The organism is Mycobacterium sp. C31M (assembly GCF_053345865.1).
In genome coordinates, this window is sequence record NZ_JBKFAX010000021.1 from 33,565 (window position 1) to 55,138 (window position 21,574).

Annotated in this window: 17 protein-coding genes; 8 read left to right on the top strand and 9 right to left on the bottom strand. The window is 65.4% G+C overall.

All coding sequences use genetic code 11. From position 1 onward, the window contains the following. Genes ACLBYA_RS26495 through ACLBYA_RS26510 form a run of 4 tightly spaced genes read right to left on the bottom strand, consistent with a single transcriptional unit; the run spans nt 1 to nt 5,260 of the window. The gene (locus ACLBYA_RS26495; protein ID WP_447712448.1) at nt 1-1,116 is read right to left on the bottom strand and encodes a Zn-dependent alcohol dehydrogenase; all 1,116 of its coding nucleotides are present in this window, start codon (nt 1,114-1,116) and stop codon (nt 1-3) included. A gap of 50 nt (nt 1,117-1,166) precedes the next feature. Continuing rightward, a complete protein-coding gene (locus tag ACLBYA_RS26500) occupies nt 1,167-2,513 on the bottom strand; it encodes an NAD-dependent succinate-semialdehyde dehydrogenase (protein WP_447712521.1) in 1,347 nt (448 codons plus the stop codon). Between the two features lie 2 nt (nt 2,514-2,515). Beyond that, nucleotides 2,516-4,078 (bottom strand): class I adenylate-forming enzyme family protein, encoded by a 1,563-nt coding sequence (locus ACLBYA_RS26505; RefSeq protein ID WP_447712449.1) that lies wholly within the window; start codon nt 4,076-4,078, stop codon nt 2,516-2,518. A gap of 9 nt (nt 4,079-4,087) precedes the next feature. Further along, nucleotides 4,088-5,260, bottom strand: coding sequence for a saccharopine dehydrogenase family protein (locus ACLBYA_RS26510; protein ID WP_447712450.1), 1,173 nt, complete (start codon nt 5,258-5,260; stop codon nt 4,088-4,090). Nucleotides 5,261-5,470: 210 nt separating this feature from the next. On the opposite strand from ACLBYA_RS26510, the gene ACLBYA_RS26515 reads away from it, so the two are divergent. Next, a complete protein-coding gene (locus tag ACLBYA_RS26515) occupies nt 5,471-6,157 on the top strand; it encodes a TetR/AcrR family transcriptional regulator (protein WP_447712451.1) in 687 nt (228 codons plus the stop codon). Nucleotides 6,158-6,297: 140 nt separating this feature from the next. Then, nucleotides 6,298-6,996, top strand: a complete 699-nt coding sequence (locus ACLBYA_RS26520; RefSeq protein WP_447712452.1) for a transporter — start codon at nt 6,298-6,300, stop codon at nt 6,994-6,996. 110 nt (nt 6,997-7,106) lie between these two features. Here ACLBYA_RS26520 and ACLBYA_RS26525 read toward each other — a convergent pair whose 3' ends face one another. Next, nucleotides 7,107-8,408, bottom strand: coding sequence for an NAD(P)/FAD-dependent oxidoreductase (locus ACLBYA_RS26525; protein ID WP_447712453.1), 1,302 nt, complete (start codon nt 8,406-8,408; stop codon nt 7,107-7,109). Between the two features lie 248 nt (nt 8,409-8,656). Then, nucleotides 8,657-9,871, bottom strand: a complete 1,215-nt coding sequence (locus tag ACLBYA_RS26530; protein ID WP_447712454.1) for a PucR family transcriptional regulator — start codon at nt 9,869-9,871, stop codon at nt 8,657-8,659. Nucleotides 9,872-10,265: 394 nt separating this feature from the next. Between ACLBYA_RS26530 and ACLBYA_RS26535 the strand changes: the two genes are divergently transcribed. After that, complete coding sequence (locus ACLBYA_RS26535; RefSeq protein ID WP_447712455.1) at nt 10,266-11,642, top strand: flavin monoamine oxidase family protein; 1,377 nt, start codon at nt 10,266-10,268, stop codon at nt 11,640-11,642. A 110-nt stretch (nt 11,643-11,752) separates the two neighbouring features. Here the strand turns inward: ACLBYA_RS26535 and ACLBYA_RS26540 are convergent, their stop codons facing one another. Continuing rightward, the gene (locus ACLBYA_RS26540; RefSeq protein ID WP_447712456.1) at nt 11,753-12,544 is read right to left on the bottom strand and encodes an SGNH/GDSL hydrolase family protein; all 792 of its coding nucleotides are present in this window, start codon (nt 12,542-12,544) and stop codon (nt 11,753-11,755) included. Between the two features lie 340 nt (nt 12,545-12,884). Here ACLBYA_RS26540 and ACLBYA_RS26545 point away from each other — a divergent pair, with 340 nt between their 5' ends. The 4 genes from ACLBYA_RS26545 to ACLBYA_RS26560 all read left to right on the top strand — a co-directional run bounded on the left by ACLBYA_RS26545 (nt 12,885) and on the right by ACLBYA_RS26560 (nt 18,673). Next, entirely contained in the window at nt 12,885-14,420 is a 1,536-nt protein-coding gene (locus tag ACLBYA_RS26545) for a flavin-containing monooxygenase (protein WP_447712457.1), read from the top strand. Between the two features lie 152 nt (nt 14,421-14,572). Then, entirely contained in the window at nt 14,573-15,478 is a 906-nt protein-coding gene (locus ACLBYA_RS26550; RefSeq protein WP_447712458.1) for an alpha/beta hydrolase, read from the top strand. 142 nt (nt 15,479-15,620) lie between these two features. Then, nucleotides 15,621-17,609: an SDR family oxidoreductase gene (locus tag ACLBYA_RS26555; RefSeq protein ID WP_447712522.1), complete on the top strand. Its 1,989-nt coding sequence runs from the start codon at nt 15,621-15,623 to the stop codon at nt 17,607-17,609. A gap of 23 nt (nt 17,610-17,632) precedes the next feature. Next, entirely contained in the window at nt 17,633-18,673 is a 1,041-nt protein-coding gene (locus tag ACLBYA_RS26560) for a nucleoside hydrolase (RefSeq protein ID WP_447712459.1), read from the top strand. Here the strand turns inward: ACLBYA_RS26560 and ACLBYA_RS26565 are convergent, their stop codons facing one another. Both ACLBYA_RS26565 and ACLBYA_RS26570 read right to left on the bottom strand, forming a co-directional pair. Then, a complete protein-coding gene (locus tag ACLBYA_RS26565) occupies nt 18,674-20,233 on the bottom strand; it encodes a DNA polymerase Y family protein (RefSeq protein WP_447712460.1) in 1,560 nt (519 codons plus the stop codon). It lies immediately after the preceding gene. A gap of 1 nt (nt 20,234) precedes the next feature. After that, a complete protein-coding gene (locus ACLBYA_RS26570; RefSeq protein ID WP_447712461.1) occupies nt 20,235-20,948 on the bottom strand; it encodes a hypothetical protein in 714 nt (237 codons plus the stop codon). A 317-nt stretch (nt 20,949-21,265) separates the two neighbouring features. Between ACLBYA_RS26570 and ACLBYA_RS26575 the strand changes: the two genes are divergently transcribed. Further along, on the top strand, nt 21,266-21,511 hold the full coding sequence (locus ACLBYA_RS26575; RefSeq protein ID WP_447712462.1) for a hypothetical protein: 246 nt from the start codon (nt 21,266-21,268) through the stop codon (nt 21,509-21,511). The last annotated feature ends 63 nt before the right edge of the window (nt 21,512-21,574 follow it).

Genomic DNA, 21,574 nt, shown 5'->3' on the forward strand with positions numbered 1-21,574 from the left:
TCAGAACCTGATCACCGAGCGGATACCGACGCCGCGCCTCATCTCGTCGAACGCATCATTGATGTCCGCCAGGTCGATGACGCGGGTCACCAGTGAGTCGAGATCGATGCGGTTGTGCATGTAGTGCTCGACCAGCAAGGGGAAATCGGTGGCGGGCTTGCTCGAGCCGTAGTTCGAGCCGATGAGGGAGAGCTCTTGATCGGACATGACGAACGGATCGATCGTGATCTTCATGCCGTCTGCCACCTGCCCCGCCACGACGGCGGTACCGCCACGCGCCAAGACCGCGTAGGCGGCCTCGATGGTCTGTGGCAGGCCGATGGCCTCGATGGCGACCTCGACGCCTCGGCCGTCGGTGAGTTGTGCGACCCGCTCCGCCAGATTATCGAGAGCGCTGTTGACGACTTCGGTGGCTCCGAAAACCTTTGCTTGCTTGAGCTTTTCGTCGGAGATGTCGGCGGCGATGATCTGCCGTGCACCGACAAGGCGCGCACCTTGAATCGCGTTCAGTCCGACGCCGCCGCACCCGATGACCAGCACGGTGTCACTCGGGCGCACTTTGGCGGTGTTGACCGCTGCTCCGACGCCGGTGGTGACGGCGCAGCCGATCAGCGCCGACTGTTCGAAGGGGGCGTCATCGCGGATGGCGATCGCACCCGATTCGGGCACCATGACGTACTGGCCGAAGGTGCCGAGGCCGGCGAAGCTGTAGACGTCCCCGCCCTCGGATGTGGTGATCCTTGACCGGCCGTCGAACGAGAGGTGGTTGGCCGAATGTTGGTGGACCATGTCGCACAGGACGGGCCGGCCGCTGATGCAGTACCGGCAGCGGCGACACGAAGGTGTCCAGGACAGCACAACGTGATCGCCCTTCTCCAGGGTCGTCACTCCTTCCCCCACGCTCTCGACGATTCCGGCGCCTTCGTGGCCGAGAATCATGGGAGCAGGCACATCCCATTCACCGAAAAGTACGTGGAAATCACTGTGGCACAGACCAGTTGCCTTGAGCCGGACGAGTACGTCTCCGGGTGGCGGGGTCGACGGGAGTGACACGGTTTCGATGGTCAGCGGCGCGTTCGGCGTCCTGAAGACCGCGGCGTTGAATTCGATGGTCATGACGGATGCCCTTTCACTGGGAAGCAAGGATTCAGAGGTGGCAATTGCGGTCAGGTGCGGACGGTGCGGATGAGCTTCTTGTTGGCGAACTCGTCGATACCCGCCCTGCCGAGCTCGCGGCCGAAACCGGATCGCTTGACGCCGCCGAAGGGGAGTTCGACGCCCTCGAGGCCGACCCCGTTGACGAACACCATTCCCGCTTCGAGCGCCCGCGCGATGCGATCGGCCTGCTCGGAATCGGTAGTGAACACGTAGGAGCCGAGCCCGAACAGGGTCGCGTTGGCGAGATCGACGGCCTCGTCCTCGGACCCGACCTTGTAGAGGGTGGCGACGGGGCCGAACAGCTCCTCGGCCGCGGCAGGCGAGGCCGGATCGATGCCGGTCAGGACGGCGGGCGGGAAGTGCGCACCGTTACGCTCGCCGGCCGCGGTCAGTGTCGCACCGGCTGCGACGGCGCGCTGGACCTGCTCATCGAGGCGCTCGGCCGCCGCGACCGACGACAGCGGGGCGAGCCCCTGCGCCTGGGCGAGCGTGCGCTCGGTGAACTTCTCGACGAAGGCGTCGTACAACTCGTCGATGATGATCATGCGCTTGGCGCCGTTGCACGCCTGGCCCGTGTTCTCGAAGCGCGCCTCGATCGCGGCGTCGACGGTGGCGTCCAGGTCGTCGGTCGAGAGCACGATGAACGGGTCCGAACCGCCGAGCTCGAGCACCACCTTCTTGAGGTTGCGGCCGGCGACCTCGGCGATCGCCGCTCCGCCCCGCTCAGAACCGGTGAAGGAGACGCCGTGCACCCGGTGGTCGGCGATCGCGGCGGCGATCTGCTCGTGGGTGGCGAAGACGTTGACGTAGCTGCCTTCGGGCCAGCCGGCGTCGGTGAAGATCGCCTGCAGGGCCGCGGCCGATTCCGGGCACTGCGGTGCGTGCTTGAGCACGATGGTGTTACCCAGCACGACGTTCGGACCGGCGAAGCGCGCGACCTGGTAGTACGGGTAGTTCCAGGGCATCACACCGAGCAGGACGCCGATCGCCTCGCGCCGGATCACGGCGCTGCCCGCGCCGTCGAGCAACTCGATCGGCTCGTCGACGAGGAACTTCTCCGCGTTGTCGGCGTAGTACTCGTAGATCGCGGCGCAGAACTCGACCTCACCCACCGACTGGTCGAGAGGTTTGCCCATCTCGCGGTGGATGATCCGGCCGAGCTCGTCCTTGCGCTCGAGGTGCAGCTGCGCGACCCTGCGGATCAGCGCGGCGCGCTCGGCCACCGTACCCTGACGTGCGCGGGCGTACGCGGCGGTCGCGCTCGCGAGTGCGGCCTCCATCTCGGCGTCCGTTGCGAACGGGTAGCTCTCGATGGCCTCGCCGGTCGAGGGGTCGGTCACGGCGTACATGGGCATGTTCACGTCGCAGGCTCCTGTTCGTGGTCGATGGAATTCCGATGCAGTACCGCATCGAGGTGCTCGCGCAGCGCCCTGCGGTCGAACTTGCCGGAGGCGTTTACCGGCAGTGCGTCGTACACGATCCATCGGTCGGGGATCGCGTAGTCGGGCAGGCACGTCCGGAGAAAACCGACGAGTTCCTGTTCGTCGAAGGCCGCGCCGGCGCGAGTCTCGATGGCGGCGGCGATGCGCTGCTGGAGGATGTCGTCGGCATACCCGAAAGCACATGCGGCCGCGATGGTTTCGTGACGAGCAATGTGTGACTCGACGAACGTCGGCATGATCTTCTCGCCGCCGCGGTTGATAACGTCATCCGCCCGGCCGTGCAGCCACAATAGGCCGTCGTCGTCGATTCGACCGACATCGCCGGTGCGCAGCCATTGCCCGGTCATTTTCTCGGAACTCAGACCTGGCTCGTCCCAGTAGCCGAGCATGCGCGTCGGACCGCTCAGCCACACTTCGCCCAACCCGCCGGGTGCCACGTCATCACCCGAATCGTCGACGATGCGCAACGCGACACCGGGTAGCGGCAATCCCACGGATTCGGCTTTCGTGGCGGCCAGGTCACTGGGCAGGAACGTGCACACCGACGTGAACTCACTCAGGCCGTACGCGTGCACGAGCCTCAGGTGCGGCCATCGCCGCTGCAGCTCCTGCACCCAGGCCTCGGGCATTGCGCTGCCGCCGTACATGATTACGCGCACGCCGGCGAAGATCACGTCAGCGTCGTGGTGGAGCATCAGCATTCTCAGCATGCTGGGCACCGCCGCGAGGAACGTCGCCGGATGCGCTATCAGCTCCGCCGCCGCGTCCGCGGTCCGATAGCGCCGCAGTAGGCTTGTCGTCCCGCCGGAGGCGACCATGTGCGCCAGCTGATCTGCAAAACCTGTGTTGTGAAATATCGGTACCATGATCAGAGTGCTGTCGTCCGGCCCCGTTTCGAAGTAGTTCGAGAACGCGTGCGCCAGCTCGGTCATCGCGGCGCTGCTGATGACCGCGCCTTTGGGAGTTCCAGTGGTACCAGAGGTGAAGCTGATGAGGGCAGGGACATCCGCATCCTCCGAATGATGTTTTACAACAACCGATTCGAGTCTGCTGTTGTCGATCTCCGCTAGAAGCACCGTCAGCTCCAGCCACGGTGTGCCGGTCAGCTCGACCAAATCGGTCCCGCCAAAGCCGGGATCGTGAAGCACCAACGTGGCATCGACTTTGGCGACCTGCGCGGCGACCTGGCTCTGCGCGAGGCGGGTGTTCATCGGAACAACGATCACCTGGGCGCGGTGGCAGCCGAGAAACGCGACGACCCATTCCAAGCTGTTCTCACCCAGCAACACCACGCGATCGCCCACGTGAACACCGCGATCGTGAAGCACGGCGCCGAAGCGCGTCAGAGCAGCGTCGAGCTCAGACCAGGTCAGAGTCGTCCCGCCGCAACGCAATGCGATGGAACGCGGTTGCGTTGCGGCCCAGTGGGTCACAGCGCCGGAAAGGCTCACGGGTTCGGTTTCCACGAAGCAGTTCATCGCGGAACCTCAGACACCGGCCGGTGAGACATGCTGCGCGGCGTCGTCTGCTGCGAGGATTTGGATGCCTGGACCGAAACCTCCGAGCGAGCGCCCGATACGCTCGAATTCGGCGAGCGCGAACTGCCACGGCAGGACCTCCGGGCCCCACGCCCCCGGCGGCGGAGTTTGCTTGAGCGCCGACAGTGCGGCGACCGCAGCACCGAGACCCGTACCCCGCGACATCGGCGCATCGTCGACCAGCGCCAGCGCCCCCTGAACACGGGAGCCGTCGAGCGCTTGAATCAACAGCGCTGTCAACGCCTTACCCACTTTCGGCGTGGCGGCGGCCTGGTGCCGGGCCCACATCAGTTTCCACAGGAACTCGGCCGGCTCGACATCGTGGTCGGCGATATCGACCAGGACGTCGCTGTGGCCGAATCCGATGCGGCCCAATGTCGAGAACGCCGCGTTGGCCCAGTCGGGGCGCAGCGATCCCTTGCAACTTGCGTTTCGCAGCTGGGGAAAGAATCTGGCGAGTGTCCGCGGTTCGGGGTGCGCGGTGTCATAGGCCTCGATGACACCGAGCGGGTCGGGGAAGGTGAACGTGCCTGCGGTTTCGGGCACGAATCCCGGCGACTGCACCCACTGCCCGTCCCGCCACACGGGGCACGGCGTGACCGCCATGTGGAGCATGTGGCGCAATGGCGCCAGGCCGCCGGGGTCGCGTTCGTGGGTCGCCCACACCACCTGGATGCCGTCGCTGTCGGGAAACTCGTCGAGCAGGCGAGCGGCGCACCAGTTCGATACCCCGGGCGACCAACCGGCACCGCTGATGAGCGCGACGCCCGCGTGCCGGGCATCGGCGTCCAGCGCCAAGACGGTCTCGGTGGCCTCGAGATCGTCACCGATGTCGATGTAGGTCGCGCCCGCGCGAAGAGCAGCTTGGGCCAGTCCGTCGGAGCCGGCGAAGAACGGCCCGGAGAGGTTGAGCACCACGTCGACACCATCGAGATCCACCGCCTCCTTGGTGACGTCGACGATGCGGCCGCGGACACGCGCGGGATCGAGCGCCTCGGCGCGGTGCAGGGCTTCGGGTGCCCGGTCCATCGCCAGGAAGTCGGCGTCAGGCAACTGCTCGAGCAGAATCCGCAGAGCTGCGGTCCCCATTTGCCCCAGGCCGGCTACACCTACTGCCACCATGTCGAACCCCTTCTCGATTGCTTCTCACCCACCGGAACTGGACGAACGAACATTCGTTAAGCTAGTGGGGGGTACAGCGTCCGTCAATAGGGGAAGCCAAAAAATCCTCTCGCCGAACGTTTGCACCACCGACGACACTGCTCATACCGCTGAGTTCGGCCCGCGCTCGAGCGCCGTAACCTTGGACCCGACCCGCTACCTGGAGGACAGATGACGACCGCACGGGGAACCTCGGCTCGAAACGCCGCGAGCCCTTCGGAGCTTGACCGCTCAGCCGCCATCGCGAACCTCGGCCGGGTCTTCGATTTGCGTGTCACGCGCGAGAGGATCCTGGCGGCGGCCATCACCAGCGTCGCCGATCACGGATTCGGCGCGTTCACGGTCCGGGAAGTCGCGACTATCGCCGGCATCAAAGCGCCCGGACTGTACAGTCACTTTCCCTCGAAGGAAGCGATCCTCACCGAGGCGGTGTCCCGGGTGCTCGGCGACTTCCTGGACACCTCAACACAAGTCACCGGCCTCGATCCCGAGGATGATCTGCGCGAGACGGTACGCCAGCACGTGCTGTATCAAATGCACAACATGGATATCGCCCGGGTAGCGGATCTCGTTCTCTACACCGCCACCGCCGGCCAGTTCCTATCGACCGACGACTACGACAGGCTGCTCTCCCTGCAACGCGCGCACCTCGACCTGGTGCGCGATCGCGTGACCGCCTTCGCGCCCGAGGTATCTCCAACTCGGGCCACCGTTGCCTCGATGGCCGTCATCTCGATGTGCGATCGTGTCGCGAGCTGGTTCCCGGCAGACGGCGCACTGAGCCCCGAAGAACTGGCCGATCTGCACTGGCAGCTGGTACGCGCCATGCTCGTCGGATTCAAGCCGGAGCACTCCTAGCCGGAGGGGTGCATCCTGCACCCCTCCCCGACGGAAGCTGGTGCGCACTGCCGTTGTGACTCGGGTCACCGGGTGGCGATAGTGGTCCATCACTGTGCGGATACCCCTCCGCGAGTCGGACGTCGAGAGGATTCAACGCCGTGAAGGAACTCGTCTTCCTGGCGGCCGCCATCTGGTTGGCTGTGGTCGGTTACTACTTCGGATGGAAATTCATCCAGAACTACCGCAACTACCTGCTCGGCCTCGAATGGCTGATCGTCGGGGTGTCAGCCAGCAACTTCCTCGTCGGATCTCTGCTCGGCGCAGCCGAGGGCGGAATCGCTTATGACATCTCGTTTTTCCTCGACGCGTTCTCCCGCTCAGTCGGTTTCACGCTCATCCTCGTCCTGGGCCTGATGGCCGTCACCCACCACTACAAACCGACCATCGCCGTCGAGATCGGCGTTTTCGGACTCGCCATCGTCGCCGGCGTGTTGCTGCGGAAGTTCCACGACGAGACGCTCCACATCGTCCCCGCGACGTTCTATCTCGTGGTCAACCTGCTCACGACGGTGTTCTTGGCGTATTTCGCCAAGAAGCTCTGGGGTATCGGTGCCCAAAGGCTTTCCATAGCAACCGGTTTGGTCACCGTCGCGGCAACGACCATTGCGATCACCTACGACTTCCTGCCCCTCCCCTTCGACGACCAGAACCGCACGTTCTTCTACACCGCGGCGCTGGCGACGTGGGGCACACAAGGGCTCGTCTACTTTCTCGCCTACCGCGCACTGCATTCTCACAACGTGGCCGCGGCCGCGGAGACCCGCCAGAGCCCACAGGACGGCGCTCGGGCCCGTTGAGAATCCCGTCCCGAACCTTGCCGCGCCGGTCAGCGCCGGTGTCGAGCGCCGCGGACGGCTCGTCAGCATGGGCGCGCCGGTTCTCGTCGCGAAGGTCCCTGCGGGCCGCCTCACGACCGCAATTTGTCGACCTCGTCCGCAATCCGGTCGATCGTCCACAGCGCACGTGCACCGAGTGGGCCGAATTGCGGGTTGGGCGGGAAGTGGCTTCGGTCGTACCAGACAGCTCGCAAGTCCTCGTGCATCTCATCGCCCGCCAACCGATCGGCCAACAGCGAGCCGAGGTAGGGCGCCTGAGTCATGCCGTATCCATTGCACCCGTTGGTGTAGAGAACCCGAGAGTTGGATTCGCCGGCGACCGGGAGCAGCGTCGGCGACATCCCGATCCAACCGCCCCAGGTCTTAGTCGGAGCGACATCGCGCAATGAGGGGAACGCCTCGCGGAAACCGCGCAGCAGGTCCTTTGCGACTGCCGGGTCTGTGGTCCTGGCGCCCAACGGGCCTTGCGGCGCTTGGACGTTGCGGGTGCCGAAAACGATGGTGTTATGCGGCGTCTTCCGAAAATTCGAGACGATGAGGTTGTTCGAGACGAAACCTGCTGGGTTCGTCCACCCGGTGCTATCCAAACGCTCCGGGTCAATCGGCTCCGTCTCCAGCAAAGACACCCACACGGGGGCGGCCAGGCGGGGCGGCGCGAACGGCAGATCGGCCGAATAGCCGTTGGTGGCGAGCAGCACCCGGTCGGCGCTCAGCTTTCCACCCGGCACGGTGATGACGACCGAGGACCCGCTGGATTCCAGATCCTGCACCGGAGTCTGCTCGTAAACCCTTGCCCCGGAAGCTAGGAGCACATCCCGCAAGCCAAGCGCATACTTGCCGGCATTGCACAGGCCGCCGTGCGGTTCGTACACTCCGCCGACGTACGCGTGCGGCAACCCAAACTCGCGCCCGTCCACATATTCGGCGTCAGCGCCGAGGGACCGAAGAGTCTCGGCGGCACGCTCAGCATTCTTCGCCCGGTGGCGTGTCGTGCTGGCCATGCTGACCCAGCCGACGCGGTTGTAGTCGCAGTCGATCTGGTGGCTTTCGATCAGATTCTCCGCGAAACTCAGCGCCGATTTGCCGAAGCGCATAACTCCGGGCAACCGGCGCCGGTGCACTGCGGACAGCATGCGTGGATCACCGCTGAGCGCATCAGTGAGGTATCCACCATTGCGCGAGCTTGCCCCCCAGCCACAAATTCCGGCCTCGAGCACCACCACATCGACGTCACGCTCAGCCAGCCGAACGCCGGCGGCCATACCGCCCACGCCAGCGCCGATAATCGCCACATCACAACGGATTTCGCCCTGCAGAGGTTGAGCCGTCACCTCCGGCCGATCCACCCATCCCGTATCAAACAGGTATTCCATACCAGTCCCTTTCATCGAAGCCTCTGGCCCCCACACTAGGGACGGTCAATCAACGACGTCATCGTTGCCGCGACCATCTTTCGCATGTGAAAACAGTGTCTACGTCACATCTGTCGAGTCTGATTTCCGCTGCAAGCGATGGCAGCAGCGGCACGACACTGCGGCCCGCAGCGACTCCGGCTTGACGCACCAGAATCCCCCACGGGGTGTCAGAACTCTGTTGACCGAAGCCTCCTCCAGCGATCGAGTTACAACAGTCGTTTCGAAGTGGCCTTGGAGCGTTCAAAGCCGATGAGGACTACGAGGTCGGCCAAGTCACGTGGATTCCCCAGCGATTTGCCAGTGAGCTCCTCAATCTTGTTGAGCCTCTGGCGCACCGTGTTGGGATGTCGATCAAGTGCGAGAGCGGTCAGCCGCACAGACCCCTTGCAATCGAGCCATTTCTCGAATGTTGCCAGGAGGTGCTCTCGAGTCACCTCCGGTAGCTGCAAGACTTCATGCAGACTCTGCTCGCTGAGCAACCGCAGTACCTCTGGAGATGCCGCAACGGCCGTTGTGTTGGTCACGTTATCGCCGAAGACGACCACGCGCTCACGCTCGTTCGTCGTCTCGGCAGCAAGTTGGGCCAGTCGCCAACCCTTCGGAATCTCCAGCGCAGAAACCGGAACGCTGATGCCTGTACTCACAGCTCCTAGTCGGACAAACGCATCTTTCAGCTGTATGGCGCCGCTTTGACCCTGAACAGCGATGATTCCGACCTGCGCTACCGCGTCTAACCGCCACGCCGAATCAAAAGACTCACGGCGCAGCAAGTTCTCGATATTCGGCAGAGGCGCGTCGCCGAGTTGTGAAACAAGCACGACAGCCACGCAATAAAACGGAGCCGGCGCGATCATCAATTCGTTCAGCCTGGCAAAAGTTGTGTCCGGATCCGGCATAGCACCGGCCAGAAGCGCATCGACTAGCACGGCATTGCGTTGGGAACGCAGCATCTTTCGGTTAGCCTCTACCTCCCGATACGCCCCCACCAGTGCCTCATCGATCTGGCTCATCAACTCCCAGTGCTTCGCGGTCACATCGACGGCAACTTCCATGGATACCGCTCGCCTCCGCAAACTGACCAACAGGTGTCGCCAATCCGAGTCGAAGATCATCCGTCGCAATGTCTGCGCGTCTGTAAGGGCAATCTGCGCCTCGCAGCAGCGCACTCCGAGGCTGCGGGCCAGCGTCAGGTCCGGCGGGCGGCCTTCCCGCAAGGACGCAATCATCTCGGCGTTGAGGCGCAGGATCCCGTCCAGAACCTCCGAAAACGGCATTCCTTCGCGCTTCTCAGAGAATCCGACAATCGAATCTCCCGCGCGTTCGGCAACTTCTGTGACGCGCTGAACATGCCCGTCTGCGACGATATCGGCTAGCAGAATTCTGGCATCTACCGACGTGCTTCCAACACCGTCATCTGCCACACGACCATGCTAACTAGTGGGAGTCGAACGGTCATCGGCCTGTTCACCGCAGACTGGCGTACTGCCTTCCGGGCCCCTCCTTTGCCCCTCGTTTCGCCTCTCCGCAGATGCCGACCGATCCCAACAGAGCCATCACACCACCCACCGACCATTGATCACGGGGTGCACCCTGCACCTCTTTGCACCAAAAGTAGGTGTGCACCGTGGTGGTGGCCCCGAGCCACGGCTGGCCAGACTGGACCCGTCAGTTGCGAGATATGCGGATTGCCAGAGCAATCTGTTGCATGGGGCAGTTCATCACTACGCGGGCTCTGACCGATGCTGCCGCCCGCCGCATCTCGCATCGTCCCAACCGCGCGAGCGATGGAGGAAAACAGTGAAAGAGCAAAACGTGTTGACGTCACCCGAGGGCGGCTCCGAGGTCGATGTCGTGATCGTCGGTGCGGGCTTCGCCGGCCTGAGCGCCGCGGACCGGCTCGTGAACATGGGGGTGTCAGTCCTCGTCATCGAAGGTCGCGACAGGGTCGGGGGCCGATCGTTCTCAGGCAAGGTGGCAGGGGTCAAGGTCGACTTGGGTGCAACGTGGGTTGCGGAGCGTCACACCGCGATCCGCGATCTCATGGCGCGCTTGGGATGTTCGCTCACCCCGCAGTTCGATGAAGGCCTCAACGTGCTGTGGATGGCCCGGCAACGCCAGACCTACACGGGCACGCTGCCGACAGTCGGTCCCGTGGACGTGGAGGATCTGGGCCGCATCCAATTGGCGCTGAACACATTGCTCGAGACCATCGACGTCGATGCGGCGTGGACATCTCCTGACGCCGGAAAGCTCGACGCGATGTCGTTCGGCGAATGGCTCGACCAACAGCAGGCGACGACCAGTACACGTGCGCTGATGTACATCGTCACCAGGGTGCAGTGGGGCTGCAGCCCGCTCGACGTGTCGCTGCTGCACGTGTTGCGCTATATCCAGGCCGTGGGCGGGCTCGATCACATGCTCTCCGTCGAAGGCGGACAGCAGGGATATCGCGTCATCGAAACCACTCAAGAGATCGCCAGGCGGCTCGCTGAACACCTCGGCGACCGGATTGTGCTGGATACCCAGGTTCGCCGGATCTCCCAAGACGACAACGGCGTCACGGTCTACACCGACTCGGCGACAATCAATGCCAAGTACGCCATCGTCACCGCAGCCCCCGAGCATCGCGCCTACATCGAGTACCGGCCGGCCCTGCCGGACAAGATCGAGGGGCTCACGACCAGCTTCCCGATGGGCGCGCTGAGCAAGGCGTTCGTCGCGTACGACAAGCCGTTCTGGCGGGCGGAGGGGCTTTCCGGTGAGGCGCTGACCGATACCGTGCCGGTGTTCATCACCTTCGACGTCTCGCCCAGTGACAGTGGACCGGGCATCCTGATGGTCTTCTGCACCGCTCGGGTGTACGACGGTTTCGGCCCGGAGGTTCGACGGAAAATGGTGCTCAAACAATTGGTCGACCTGTACGGCGAGCAGGCGAACTCCCCGATCGACTACGTCGACCATTGCTGGGGTACCGACCCGTTCGCCCCTGGTGGCCCACATCCGGCCGCGCCGCCCTACGCAACGGTGAGCTACGGCGAAGCCCTCACCGAGCCGCACGGGCGCATCCACTGGGCCGGCACCGAAACCGCAGGCGAGTGGGTCGGAACCATGAACGGCGCCGTCCTGACGGGCTTGCGCACTGCCGAGCAGATCGCGCAGCGACTTGGTGTCGCGGGAGGAGACTCGGCGTGAGCTTCGCGCGCCCCTCGGTACGAGCAGACTGGCCGGTATGTAACCGCCTTGGCCGCTTCTCACTCCGAGGGGCGCCGATGCAAATCGGCGAAGGAAACCCCGAAAACGAATCACGAGTAAGGCTCGCCAACGATTTTCAGTAGTTCCGTGGCAACGGCTTTCATCCCGTCCGCGGTCGGGTGAAACGAGCTCGCAATTCGATGGACAGGTTGCAACGGCTGGATCCACGGGAACGGGCTCCCGAGTTCGTGCCCTCGGCCGAGTCGGGATGCTTGTGCGAGATCGGCTCCGGTTTGGTCAGCGACATCGGTGAACACACCCGACAGCTGATCGTGAATGGCCGCGAGAGCGTCGACGACAGTCCTGTCGAACGGGACATCCTTGGAAGGCACGGTCGTGTCACCGACCATGGGTAGGTAGTCGACGAGAATTACTCGCGCTTGTGCTGCGCGGGAACGTGTCTCGGTCACGATACGCGCGAGTCCCATGGCGGCCTTGTCTCGCTGTTGCGGGGTCACCGTCGGAATGTTCGCGGGTTTCCAGCGCTGCAGGAGCCCGTGCGTGTACTGTTCGAGGGTGAAGTGAACACCTAGTTTGACGGCAGAGCCCAGGTATTCCAGATCGTTGCCGGCGGCCGTGATGAGCACCAGGTCGGCATCGGCGGGCAGCGAGCAAATCTGTGGCGCGAACTGCACCAGGCCGACGCGCTGCGGGGCATCCAGGACGGTTGACGTCGTGGCTCCCGAGACCGTCAGATCGGTGAGTTCGGCGCCGAGGGCACGCGCCAGCACGTGGGCGTAGTTGTTGCCTGAACGCATCGCGGCACGGTTGACGACGGGCTTGATGCCGGGGCCGGCGGCATAGGAGCTGCCCAGCGCGGCGATCCTACGATAGGTGGTCATCGAGGTACCTCTACCAATCCAGTGTGCTTTGTTGACAAGGGGTTTCCCCCGACTGAGCGCTTACCAAAGCGCTGCACGCCGTGAGGTCCGATGGAGTCATCCCGCCGTGTTCGGCGCCCGGGACCATTGGTGGCAGCCGGAACAGCAGCCGGTGATGGCTAGTCCAAGAGTACCGTCATGCGGCCGCCGGAGATGAGGCGCTCAGAGCGGCAGCAGGGGTGCAATACACACCGCAGCCAGGTGCAGGCTGTTGCATTTCGGTGTAGTGCGCACCACGTCTGTCCCGGCACTCTGAGGCACATCACAATGTGCCGGGTCCGGCGCAGGAAGGAATCGACAGATGAGCATCCCAGCATCGCACCCGGCCTTCTATGACGTGGTGATCATCGGCGGGGGCATCTCCGGGATCGGCGCCGCGGTGTATCTCACGAAGGAGTTCCCGGCGAAGAAGGTGGCACTGTTGGAGGGGCGAGACGCTCTCGGCGGCACGTGGGATCTGTTCCGGTACCCCGGTATTCGGTCCGACTCGGACCTCCACACCTTCGCATATGAGTTCAAGAGCTGGCGCCACGAGAAGGCGATCGCGGACGCGCCGCTGATCCTGGACTACCTCGAGGAGACCGTCGAGGAGTACGGCCTGGGCGACATCATCAAGTACCGCCACAACGTCGTGGCCGCCGCCTGGTCGAGCGACGACGCGGAATGGGTGCTGACCGTCGAGGTCACCGATTCCGACGGCGCGGTGCGCACCGAGGTGGTCAAGGCGGGGTGGGTCTACGCCGGCACCGGCTACTACCGGTACGACGAGGCATACACCCCGGAGTTCGAGGGCAGGAACGACTTCGAGGGGGATATCATCCACCCGCAGTTCTGGCCCGAGGACTACGACCACGCCGGCAAGAACGTCGTCGTAATCGGAAGCGGTGCAACAGCGATCACATTGATCCCGTCGATACTGAAGGGTCCTGGCGCCGCCGACCGCGTCACCATGCTGCAGCGCACGCCGACGTACATCATGTCGTTGCCTCGCGTCGACGCCCTGAGCCTCAAGCTCACTCGACTCCTCGGAGAGCGACGCGGTTACCTCGCGACCCGTTGGAAGAACGTGTTGATCGATTGGATCGTCGTCGAGTTGATGACCAGGTTCCCGAAAACCGCTCGGCGCGTCATCCGCCACCTCAACAAGAAGGAACTGCCCACCGGATTCGACGTGGACCGCCACTTCAACCCACCGTACGACCCCTGGGATCAACGCCTCTGTCTGGCGCCCGACGGCGACTTCTTCGCCTCGATCCGCGAAGGCCGGGCCTCGGTGGTCACTGATCGGATCCGCCGGTTCACCAAGACCGGAATCGAGCTCGAGTCGGGCGAGGAACTACCGGCGGACGTCATCGTGACGGCGACCGGGCTGAACCTGCGACTGTTCGGCGGCATCGACCTCACAGTCGACGGGCGACCGGTCGATCTCTCCAGCAGCGTCGTGTACCGCGGGTTCCTGCTGTCGGGGGTGCCGAACTGGATGATGGCGATCGGCTACACCAAATCGTCGTGGACTCTGAAGATTTCACTTCTCGGTAAGAGTCTCATCGAGTTGCTCCGGTACATGGACGCCCATGGGTACGACACGGTCGCTCCGCACGCGGCCGAGGACGTCGGCACACGATCGATCCTCGACCTGGACGCGGGATACATGCAACGCGCGCGACGTGCCCTGCCGCGTCAAGGTGACGCGATGCCCTGGCAGATGCGAAACGTGTTCCTGGAGGACCGCAAGATGTACCGGGGATCGGTAATCGACGACAATCTCCGCTTCAGTTCGCGACTGGAACGCGAACTCGAGGTCGGACGGACGGCTTCCGCGAGAGCGGTCTCATGACAGCGGCCACCGTGACATCTGCCGCCCCGGACGTCACCCGACTGACCGGTTCCGAGCGGGTCCAGCGCGCTGTGTTCACGGCTCTGGGCCGGGTTCCGAAAGCGATTCTACGCCGACTCGTCCGATCGACCGTCAACTCCGACGGTGACGTGATGGCACCCGAGATCGCGGTGCTCATGCGTGTCGCCGCCGGGGCGCCTGATTTCAGCGACGGCAACGTCGCCGAAGCCCGGGCCATCATGGAAACCGACTGCAGAGTGTTCGCGGACAAGTCCGAGACCGTGGACGTGGACTCCGGCATCGTCCTGTCCAGCGGTATTCGGGCCAGCCTCTATCGCCCGAAGGTGCGGTCCAACGGTCTCGTGCTGTTCCTCCACGGTGGCGGTTTCGTCCTCGGTAGTCGGAAAGCATACGACTGCCCGGCGCAACTGATCGCAGCCCGCGCCGGCGTCAACGTCCTGTCGATCGAATACCGGCTGGCCCCGGAGTCCCCCTATCCCGCTGCGCTCGATGATGCTCGGGAGGCATGGCATTTCGCCGTCGACCACTGTGACGGGTGGGGAATCGATCCGGCACGGATCGTATTGCTCGGCGATAGTGCCGGCGCGAATCTCTGTGCCGTGTTGTCGAACGACCTCCAGAGCGAGGCGCTTCGCCCCAGGATGCAGGTGCTGATGTACCCGGTCGTCGATGGCATCGGCAGCTATCGTTCGCGCGAGGAGTTCGCGGACAGCCCCGCGCTCACCACCAAACAGATCAAATGGTTGTCCGAGCTGTACCTGCCCGACGCCGGCGACCGATCCGATCCGCGCGCATCTCCGATGCTCGCCGAAGACCTCTCTCGGGTTCCGGCGACATTGATCACCGTCGCCGGTTTCGATCCCCTGCGGGACGAGGCGATCGCGTACGCCAAGCGGCTCAAGGACTTCGGAGTTCCCACGCGCCTGCTTCGGGAGGGCGGTCTCGTACACGGATACCTTTCGCTGACGCAGATCAGCCCAACGGCACGCAACGCAGTCAATCGTGTTGTCTCTGCGATAAGCCAAGCGCTGCGCTGATGGCGCCCGAGTGTCGGTGGTGTTTGTTGTTGTTGAGGGCGCGAGCAGCTAACCCGCTATCGCGAATAGCGCGTCCCCCGCACGGGCACCCTGTTGCATGAGCAGCATTGACCTTTTCGCCACCGAGGACCACCATGTCGACATGCACTATGTCGTTACCGGCGGTACCGGGTTTATCGGCAGTCGGGTCATCGCCCGACTGCTGTCCCGCGACCCCGACGCCCAGATCTCCGTCCTCGTACGGCGCGGCTCGCTGCACCGCTTCGAACAGCTGGCGGCCACCTGGGGACCCCGAGTAAAACCGCTGGTAGGCGACCTCACCGAGTCGGGACTCGGCGTGGATACCACCGAACTCGACGATGTCGACCACGTGGTGCACTGCGCCGCGATCTACGACATGACCGTCGCCGAACCACTGCAGTACAAGGCCAATGTCGAGGGCACCAGCGCGGTCATCGACGCCGCGCTGGCCTGGGACGCGACGCTGCACCACGTGTCCTCGATCGCGGTGGCCGGCGACTTCCACGGCGAGTACACCGAGGACGATTTCGACGTCGGCCAGGACCTACCCACCCCGTATCACCGGACCAAGTTCGAGGCCGAGCAGCTGGTCCGTTCCGAGCCCGGGTTGCGCCGCCGGATCTACCGGCCGGCCGTCGTGGTCGGCGACTCGCGGACCGGCGAGATGGACAAGATCGACGGCCCCTACTACTTCTTCGGAGTCCTGTCCAAGCTCGCGGCGCTGCCCAGCCTGACCCCGATGATGCTGCCCGATACCGGCCGCACCAATATCGTCCCGGTCGATTTTGTCGCCGACGCCATCACACACCTGATGCACACCCCCGATGCCGACGGCCGGACCTTCCACCTGACCGCACCGAAAACCATTGGTCTGCGCGGTATCTACCGTGGTGTGGCCAAGGCGGCCGGACTGCCACCCTTGATCGGTTCGCTTCCGGGCGCCGCGGTGGCCCCGGTGCTCAAGGCGACCGGCCGGGCCAAGATCCTGCGCAACATGGCCGCCACCCAATTGGGCGTGCCGGCCGAGATCCTCGACGTCGTCGACCTGGCGCCCACCTTCACCTCCGATGCCACCACCGCCGCACTTGCCGGCACCGGTATCGAGGTACCCGAATTCGCCTCCTACGCAGGAAAGCTGTGGCGGTACTGGGCCCAGCACCTCGACCCGGACCGGGCCCGGCGCGGCGACCCGGACGGACCACTGGTCGGTAGGCACGTCGTCATCACCGGCGCGTCCAGCGGTATCGGCCGTGCCTCCGCGATCGCCGTCGCACGCCGCGGCGCAACGGTTTTCGCCCTGGCACGCAATGCCGCAGCACTCGACGACCTGATCGCCGAGATCCGCGCCGAGGGTGGCGACGCGCACGCATTCACCTGTGACGTCACCGATTCCGGCTCGGTGGACCACACCGTCAAGGACATCCTGGGCCGTTTCGGGCACGTCGACTATCTGGTCAACAATGCCGGGCGGTCGATCCGGCGGTCGGTCACCGCCTCCACCGACCGGCTGCACGATTACGAACGGGTGATGGCGGTCAACTACTTCGGCGCGGTGCGCATGGTGCTGGCACTGCTCCCCCATTGGCAGGAACGCCGATTCGGACATGTGGTGAATGTGTCCAGCGCCGGGGTACAGGCCAACAGCCCGAAGTACAGCGCCTATCTGCCGACCAAGGCCGCGCTGGACGCGTTCTCCGAAGTGGTCGGCACCGAGACGCTGTCCGATCACATCACCTTCACCAATATCCACATGCCGTTGGTGAGCACCCCGATGATCACCCCGTCACGCCGACTCAATCCGGTGCCGCCGATCACCGCCGAGCACGCGGCGGCCATGGTGGTGCGCGGACTGATCGAGAAGCCGGCGCGGATCGACACCCCGCTCGGCACGCTGGCCGATCTGGGCACCTATTTCACCCCGCGGTTGTCGCGACGCGTGCTGCATCAGCTGTATCTCGGCTACCCGGACTCACCGGCCGCCCGCGGGCAGGCCATCGAGGAACCGGCACCGGAACGCCGTCCCCGCAAGCCGTCCCGCGCGGTGCGGACCGTACGGATGCCGCGGCCGGTCAAGCGCGCGGTGCGGGCGATACCAGGTGTGCACTGGTAGCGGCCCACGCCTATCGTGGTGGCGTGACAGCGCTTCCGGTCTTTGCCGACGTCGACACCGGCGTGGACGACGCGATGGCGTTGGCCTATCTGTTCGCCAGCCCCGACGCGCAGGTGGTGGGCATCGCCTCGACGGCGGGCAACGTGCCGGTCGAGCAGGTCAGTATCAACAATCTGGGGCTGCTGGATCTCTTCGGCGCCGGTGACATCCCGGTGTCCACCGGTGCGGCGACCCCGCTGAGCATCCCGCTGCGCACCTGCGAGGACACCCACGGCCCGCAGGGTCTGGGCTACGCCCAGCTGCCCGCCGGCGACCGCACGACCACCCCCTACGACGCCGCGCAGGCGTGGGTGAGGGCGGCCCGTGCACACCCCGGTGAGCTCATCGGTCTGGTCACCGGTCCGCTGACCAATCTGGCGCTGGCCATGCGGTTGGAGCCCGCGCTGCCCCGGTTGCTACGTCGGCTGGTGATCATGGGCGGCGCCTTCGACTACCGCGGCAACACCACCCCGGTCGCGGAATGGAATACCCACGTCGACCCAGAATCCGCCGCCGAGGTGCTCGCGGTGTGGGGTGCCGCGTGGGGTTTGAGCACGCCCACTCACCTACCGATCATGCTGGGGCTCAACGTCACCGAGAACGCCGCCATGACACCGTCGATCCTGGCCCGGCTGGCCGTCGCGGCCGGCTCCCCGTCGGCTCAGCTCAGCGTGCTCGACCCGCGCGGCACCCGATCCACCGCCGCCAATCCGGTGATCCGGGTCCTCGAAGACGCCATGCGGTTCTACTTCGAGTTCCATTTCGACCAGGGCGAGGGCTATCTGGCGCATGTGCACGACCCGCTGGCCGCGGCCGTCGCGCTGGATCCCGATCTGGTGCGCTGCCGGCAGGCCACGGTCGACGTCGAGCTCACCGGCACGCTGACGCGGGCCATGACCGTGGTGGACTGGCGCGGGCACTGGGGCCGGGAACCCAACGCACACATCGGTGTCGAGGTGGATCCGGCCGTCTTCTTCGATCGGTTCATCGAGCGGGTCGGCCCGTTCGCCCGGGCCTTGGGCTGACTATTCGTAGACCCCCTCCACATGCCATTGGCGCTGCCGGTAGCACAGCAGCATGGCCCGGCCGGTGTCGACCAGCACCTGGGCCCGGGCGGTCCGACCGGCCCCCTGACCACCCGGGTCCCACCAACGTTCGTCCACCGGCCAGGGTCCCGCCCACCAGGTGAGGTCCCCACCGTGGCCGGGAGATTCCACCCGCACCGGGTCCGAAGTGAACATCCCGCGGCGGGTCACCCGTACCGGTTTGCCCTGTGCGTCAAGTACTTCCACCGGCTCGTCGAGCAACACCGCGGGCGCGGGCTCGGGTAGCTGTCCCGGCCACGGCTGGTTCGGGTCGAACCGTGGCACCGGCTCATCACCCAGCGGGGTGAAGGTGATGCGTTCGACCGGTCCACGCCCACCGCTGAGCACCGGCACCTGCACCGCCTCCGGCCCCAGCAGACCCTGGACCCGCACCAACGCCCGGCGAGCCCGCAGCCGGTCGTCGTCACCGGTCGATCCCCACAGTGGCAGCTGCAGCGCACCGGCCGACACCACCTCCACCGGATGCAGCCGCAACAGCGTGATCGGCCCCGTCGGGCCGGGTTGACCCGCTCGCCGGGTCAACCAACCGTCCAGCTGCCAGCGCACCCGGTCTGCGGTGGCATCCTCGGTCAAAGGTTCGGCACATCGCCAAACCCGGTTCAGCTCTTCACCATTGGCGGTGACTGCCTGGATGGACAATCGGGTGCAGCCGACGCCGGCGCCCTGCAAGCTGCGATGCAATTCCCCGGCCAGTGCGCGCCCGGCGAAGGCAGCGGCATCTACCCGGTCGATCGGCGGGTCACAGTGGTACACCGCGTCCAGATCCGCCGGCAGCTCCCGTCCCGACGGACCGCGGTCGTCCTCACCGCGGGCGAACCGGTGCGCCAGAAGAGCATCCGCACCGAACCGGGAGGACACATCGGTACGCGACAACTCGGCGAACTGTCCGATGGTGCGTATCCCCATCCGCCACAACAGGTCCGCCAGGTCCTGCCTGCCCGCGCCGGCCAGGCTCGGCTCGGCGGCCAACTGCCGGACGGACAGCGCGCACAGGAACGACGCATCGGCTCCCGGTTCGACGATGCAACCCGCCTTGGCTGCGAAGACCGCAGTGGCCAACTGGTCGGCGACCCCGGTCTGGCATTCGGCACCGGCTGCGGCCACCGCGTCGACCAGCCGCTCGGCGACAGCCTGCTCGGATCCGAAATAGCGGGCCGCGCCGCGCACCGACACCACCAGCAGCCCCGGACGTAGCACCTCGACCCGGGGCACCACCTCGTCGACTGCGGCGATCACGGCCTCGAAATGACGGGCGTCACCGGCAGGGTCGGCGGTGGCGACATACAGTTGCGGACAACGCGACTGTGCCTCCCGGCGGCGCAACCCGCGTCGCACCCCGACCGCCCGGGCCGCCGCCGAACACGCGATGACACGGTTGGCCAGGGTGACCGCCACCGGATCGGTGGCACTCAGCCCGGCCGCGGTGGCCGCGGCCACCGCGGGCCAGTCCATACACCAGAGCGCCAGCACCCTGGACATGTCAGCCGCCGACGGCGATACGGGGTTGTCCGGGGATCCGGCTACGGGACCGGGTGGCCAACCGGACCCGGCCGATGTGCCCCCGCCCGGGTATCGGCGCCCCCGCCCCGGCACCGACCATCTCGTAACCGCAGACCCTGGCGTCCAACCTGGCCGCCGCACCGGGCCAGTCGCCGTCGGTGATCAGCAGCGTGCACCCCTTCTGCCGGGCCCGCGCGGTCACCGCCCGGCTCCGGCCCATCGACACCGGACGGCCACCCAGCGCCAGCACCACCAGATCGAGGCCGTCCAGCAGGACCGCGGCCACCTCGACCGGGTCCGGCCCGGGATCGGGGATGACCGCCATCCGACTCAGGTCCGCCCCCATCTCGACGGCCGCCAGCAGACCGATATCGGGTTGCCCGACGATCGCCGCATGTGCCCCGGCGGCGGTCGCCTCGGCCACCATCTGCAGCGCCAGCGACCGGGCCCCGGACAGCACCGCCACCGTCCCTCGCGGCAGCACCGGCGCGGGCAACACATCCTCGACGGTCACGAGCGGCGGATCGGCGGATTCCAGCAAAGAATTCTGAGGCTTTTCCCGGGTATCGACCGGCATTGCCCGTAGCGCTCCGGCTCCCGCCTTGCCGGACATCTCGGCTATCCTGCGACGCAGGTGTTCCACCTGTTCAGCACGGTCTTTCCGGTGTTGCCCCAGGTCCATCGCCGCCACCACAGCAGCACCTCCAGCATCATCCGAATCACTCGTTTTTCGAACATCTGTTCGATGGCTCGAGTAAACACTCCGCCGGAGTCGGCGTCAAGTGCGCGGCCGCCGGCACAGAGCCGCCCCTGAGCCGCCTCGGAATGCTGAGTGAATCCTCAAAATGCGGATCGCGCAGTACCCGGTAAGGGAATGCACCGATACAGGCGCTGCGTTACAGTTTCTGACACCAGATCCCGACGGAATGGGACTGCTGCACACGGTTTTCGCGGACCACACGGAAACCGAGATCGACCCCCAGAGAAAAAAGAAAAGGACCGGAAAAAGAAATGGCATCAACGCTTCTGCGTCGTAAGGTTTCGGCTGCGATTGGCGGTGCCGCCATCCTCGCGATGATCGGCTTCACCGCGGCGTGCAGCAGCGATAGCGAAGAGCCCGCTCCCGAGACGTCGACCACGACGACCACCGAGCCCTCGCTGTCCCCCACCGAGAAGTCGATCAACCCCGGTGGCGGCGTGTTCACTCCTCCGGTGACCGCCCCGCAGCCGACGTTCGACCCGTCTCAGAACGACTGACACAGCAGATGAGAAGGGCGGGTCCGGACACGGTTCGGGCCCGCCCTTACTTATCGTTCAAAT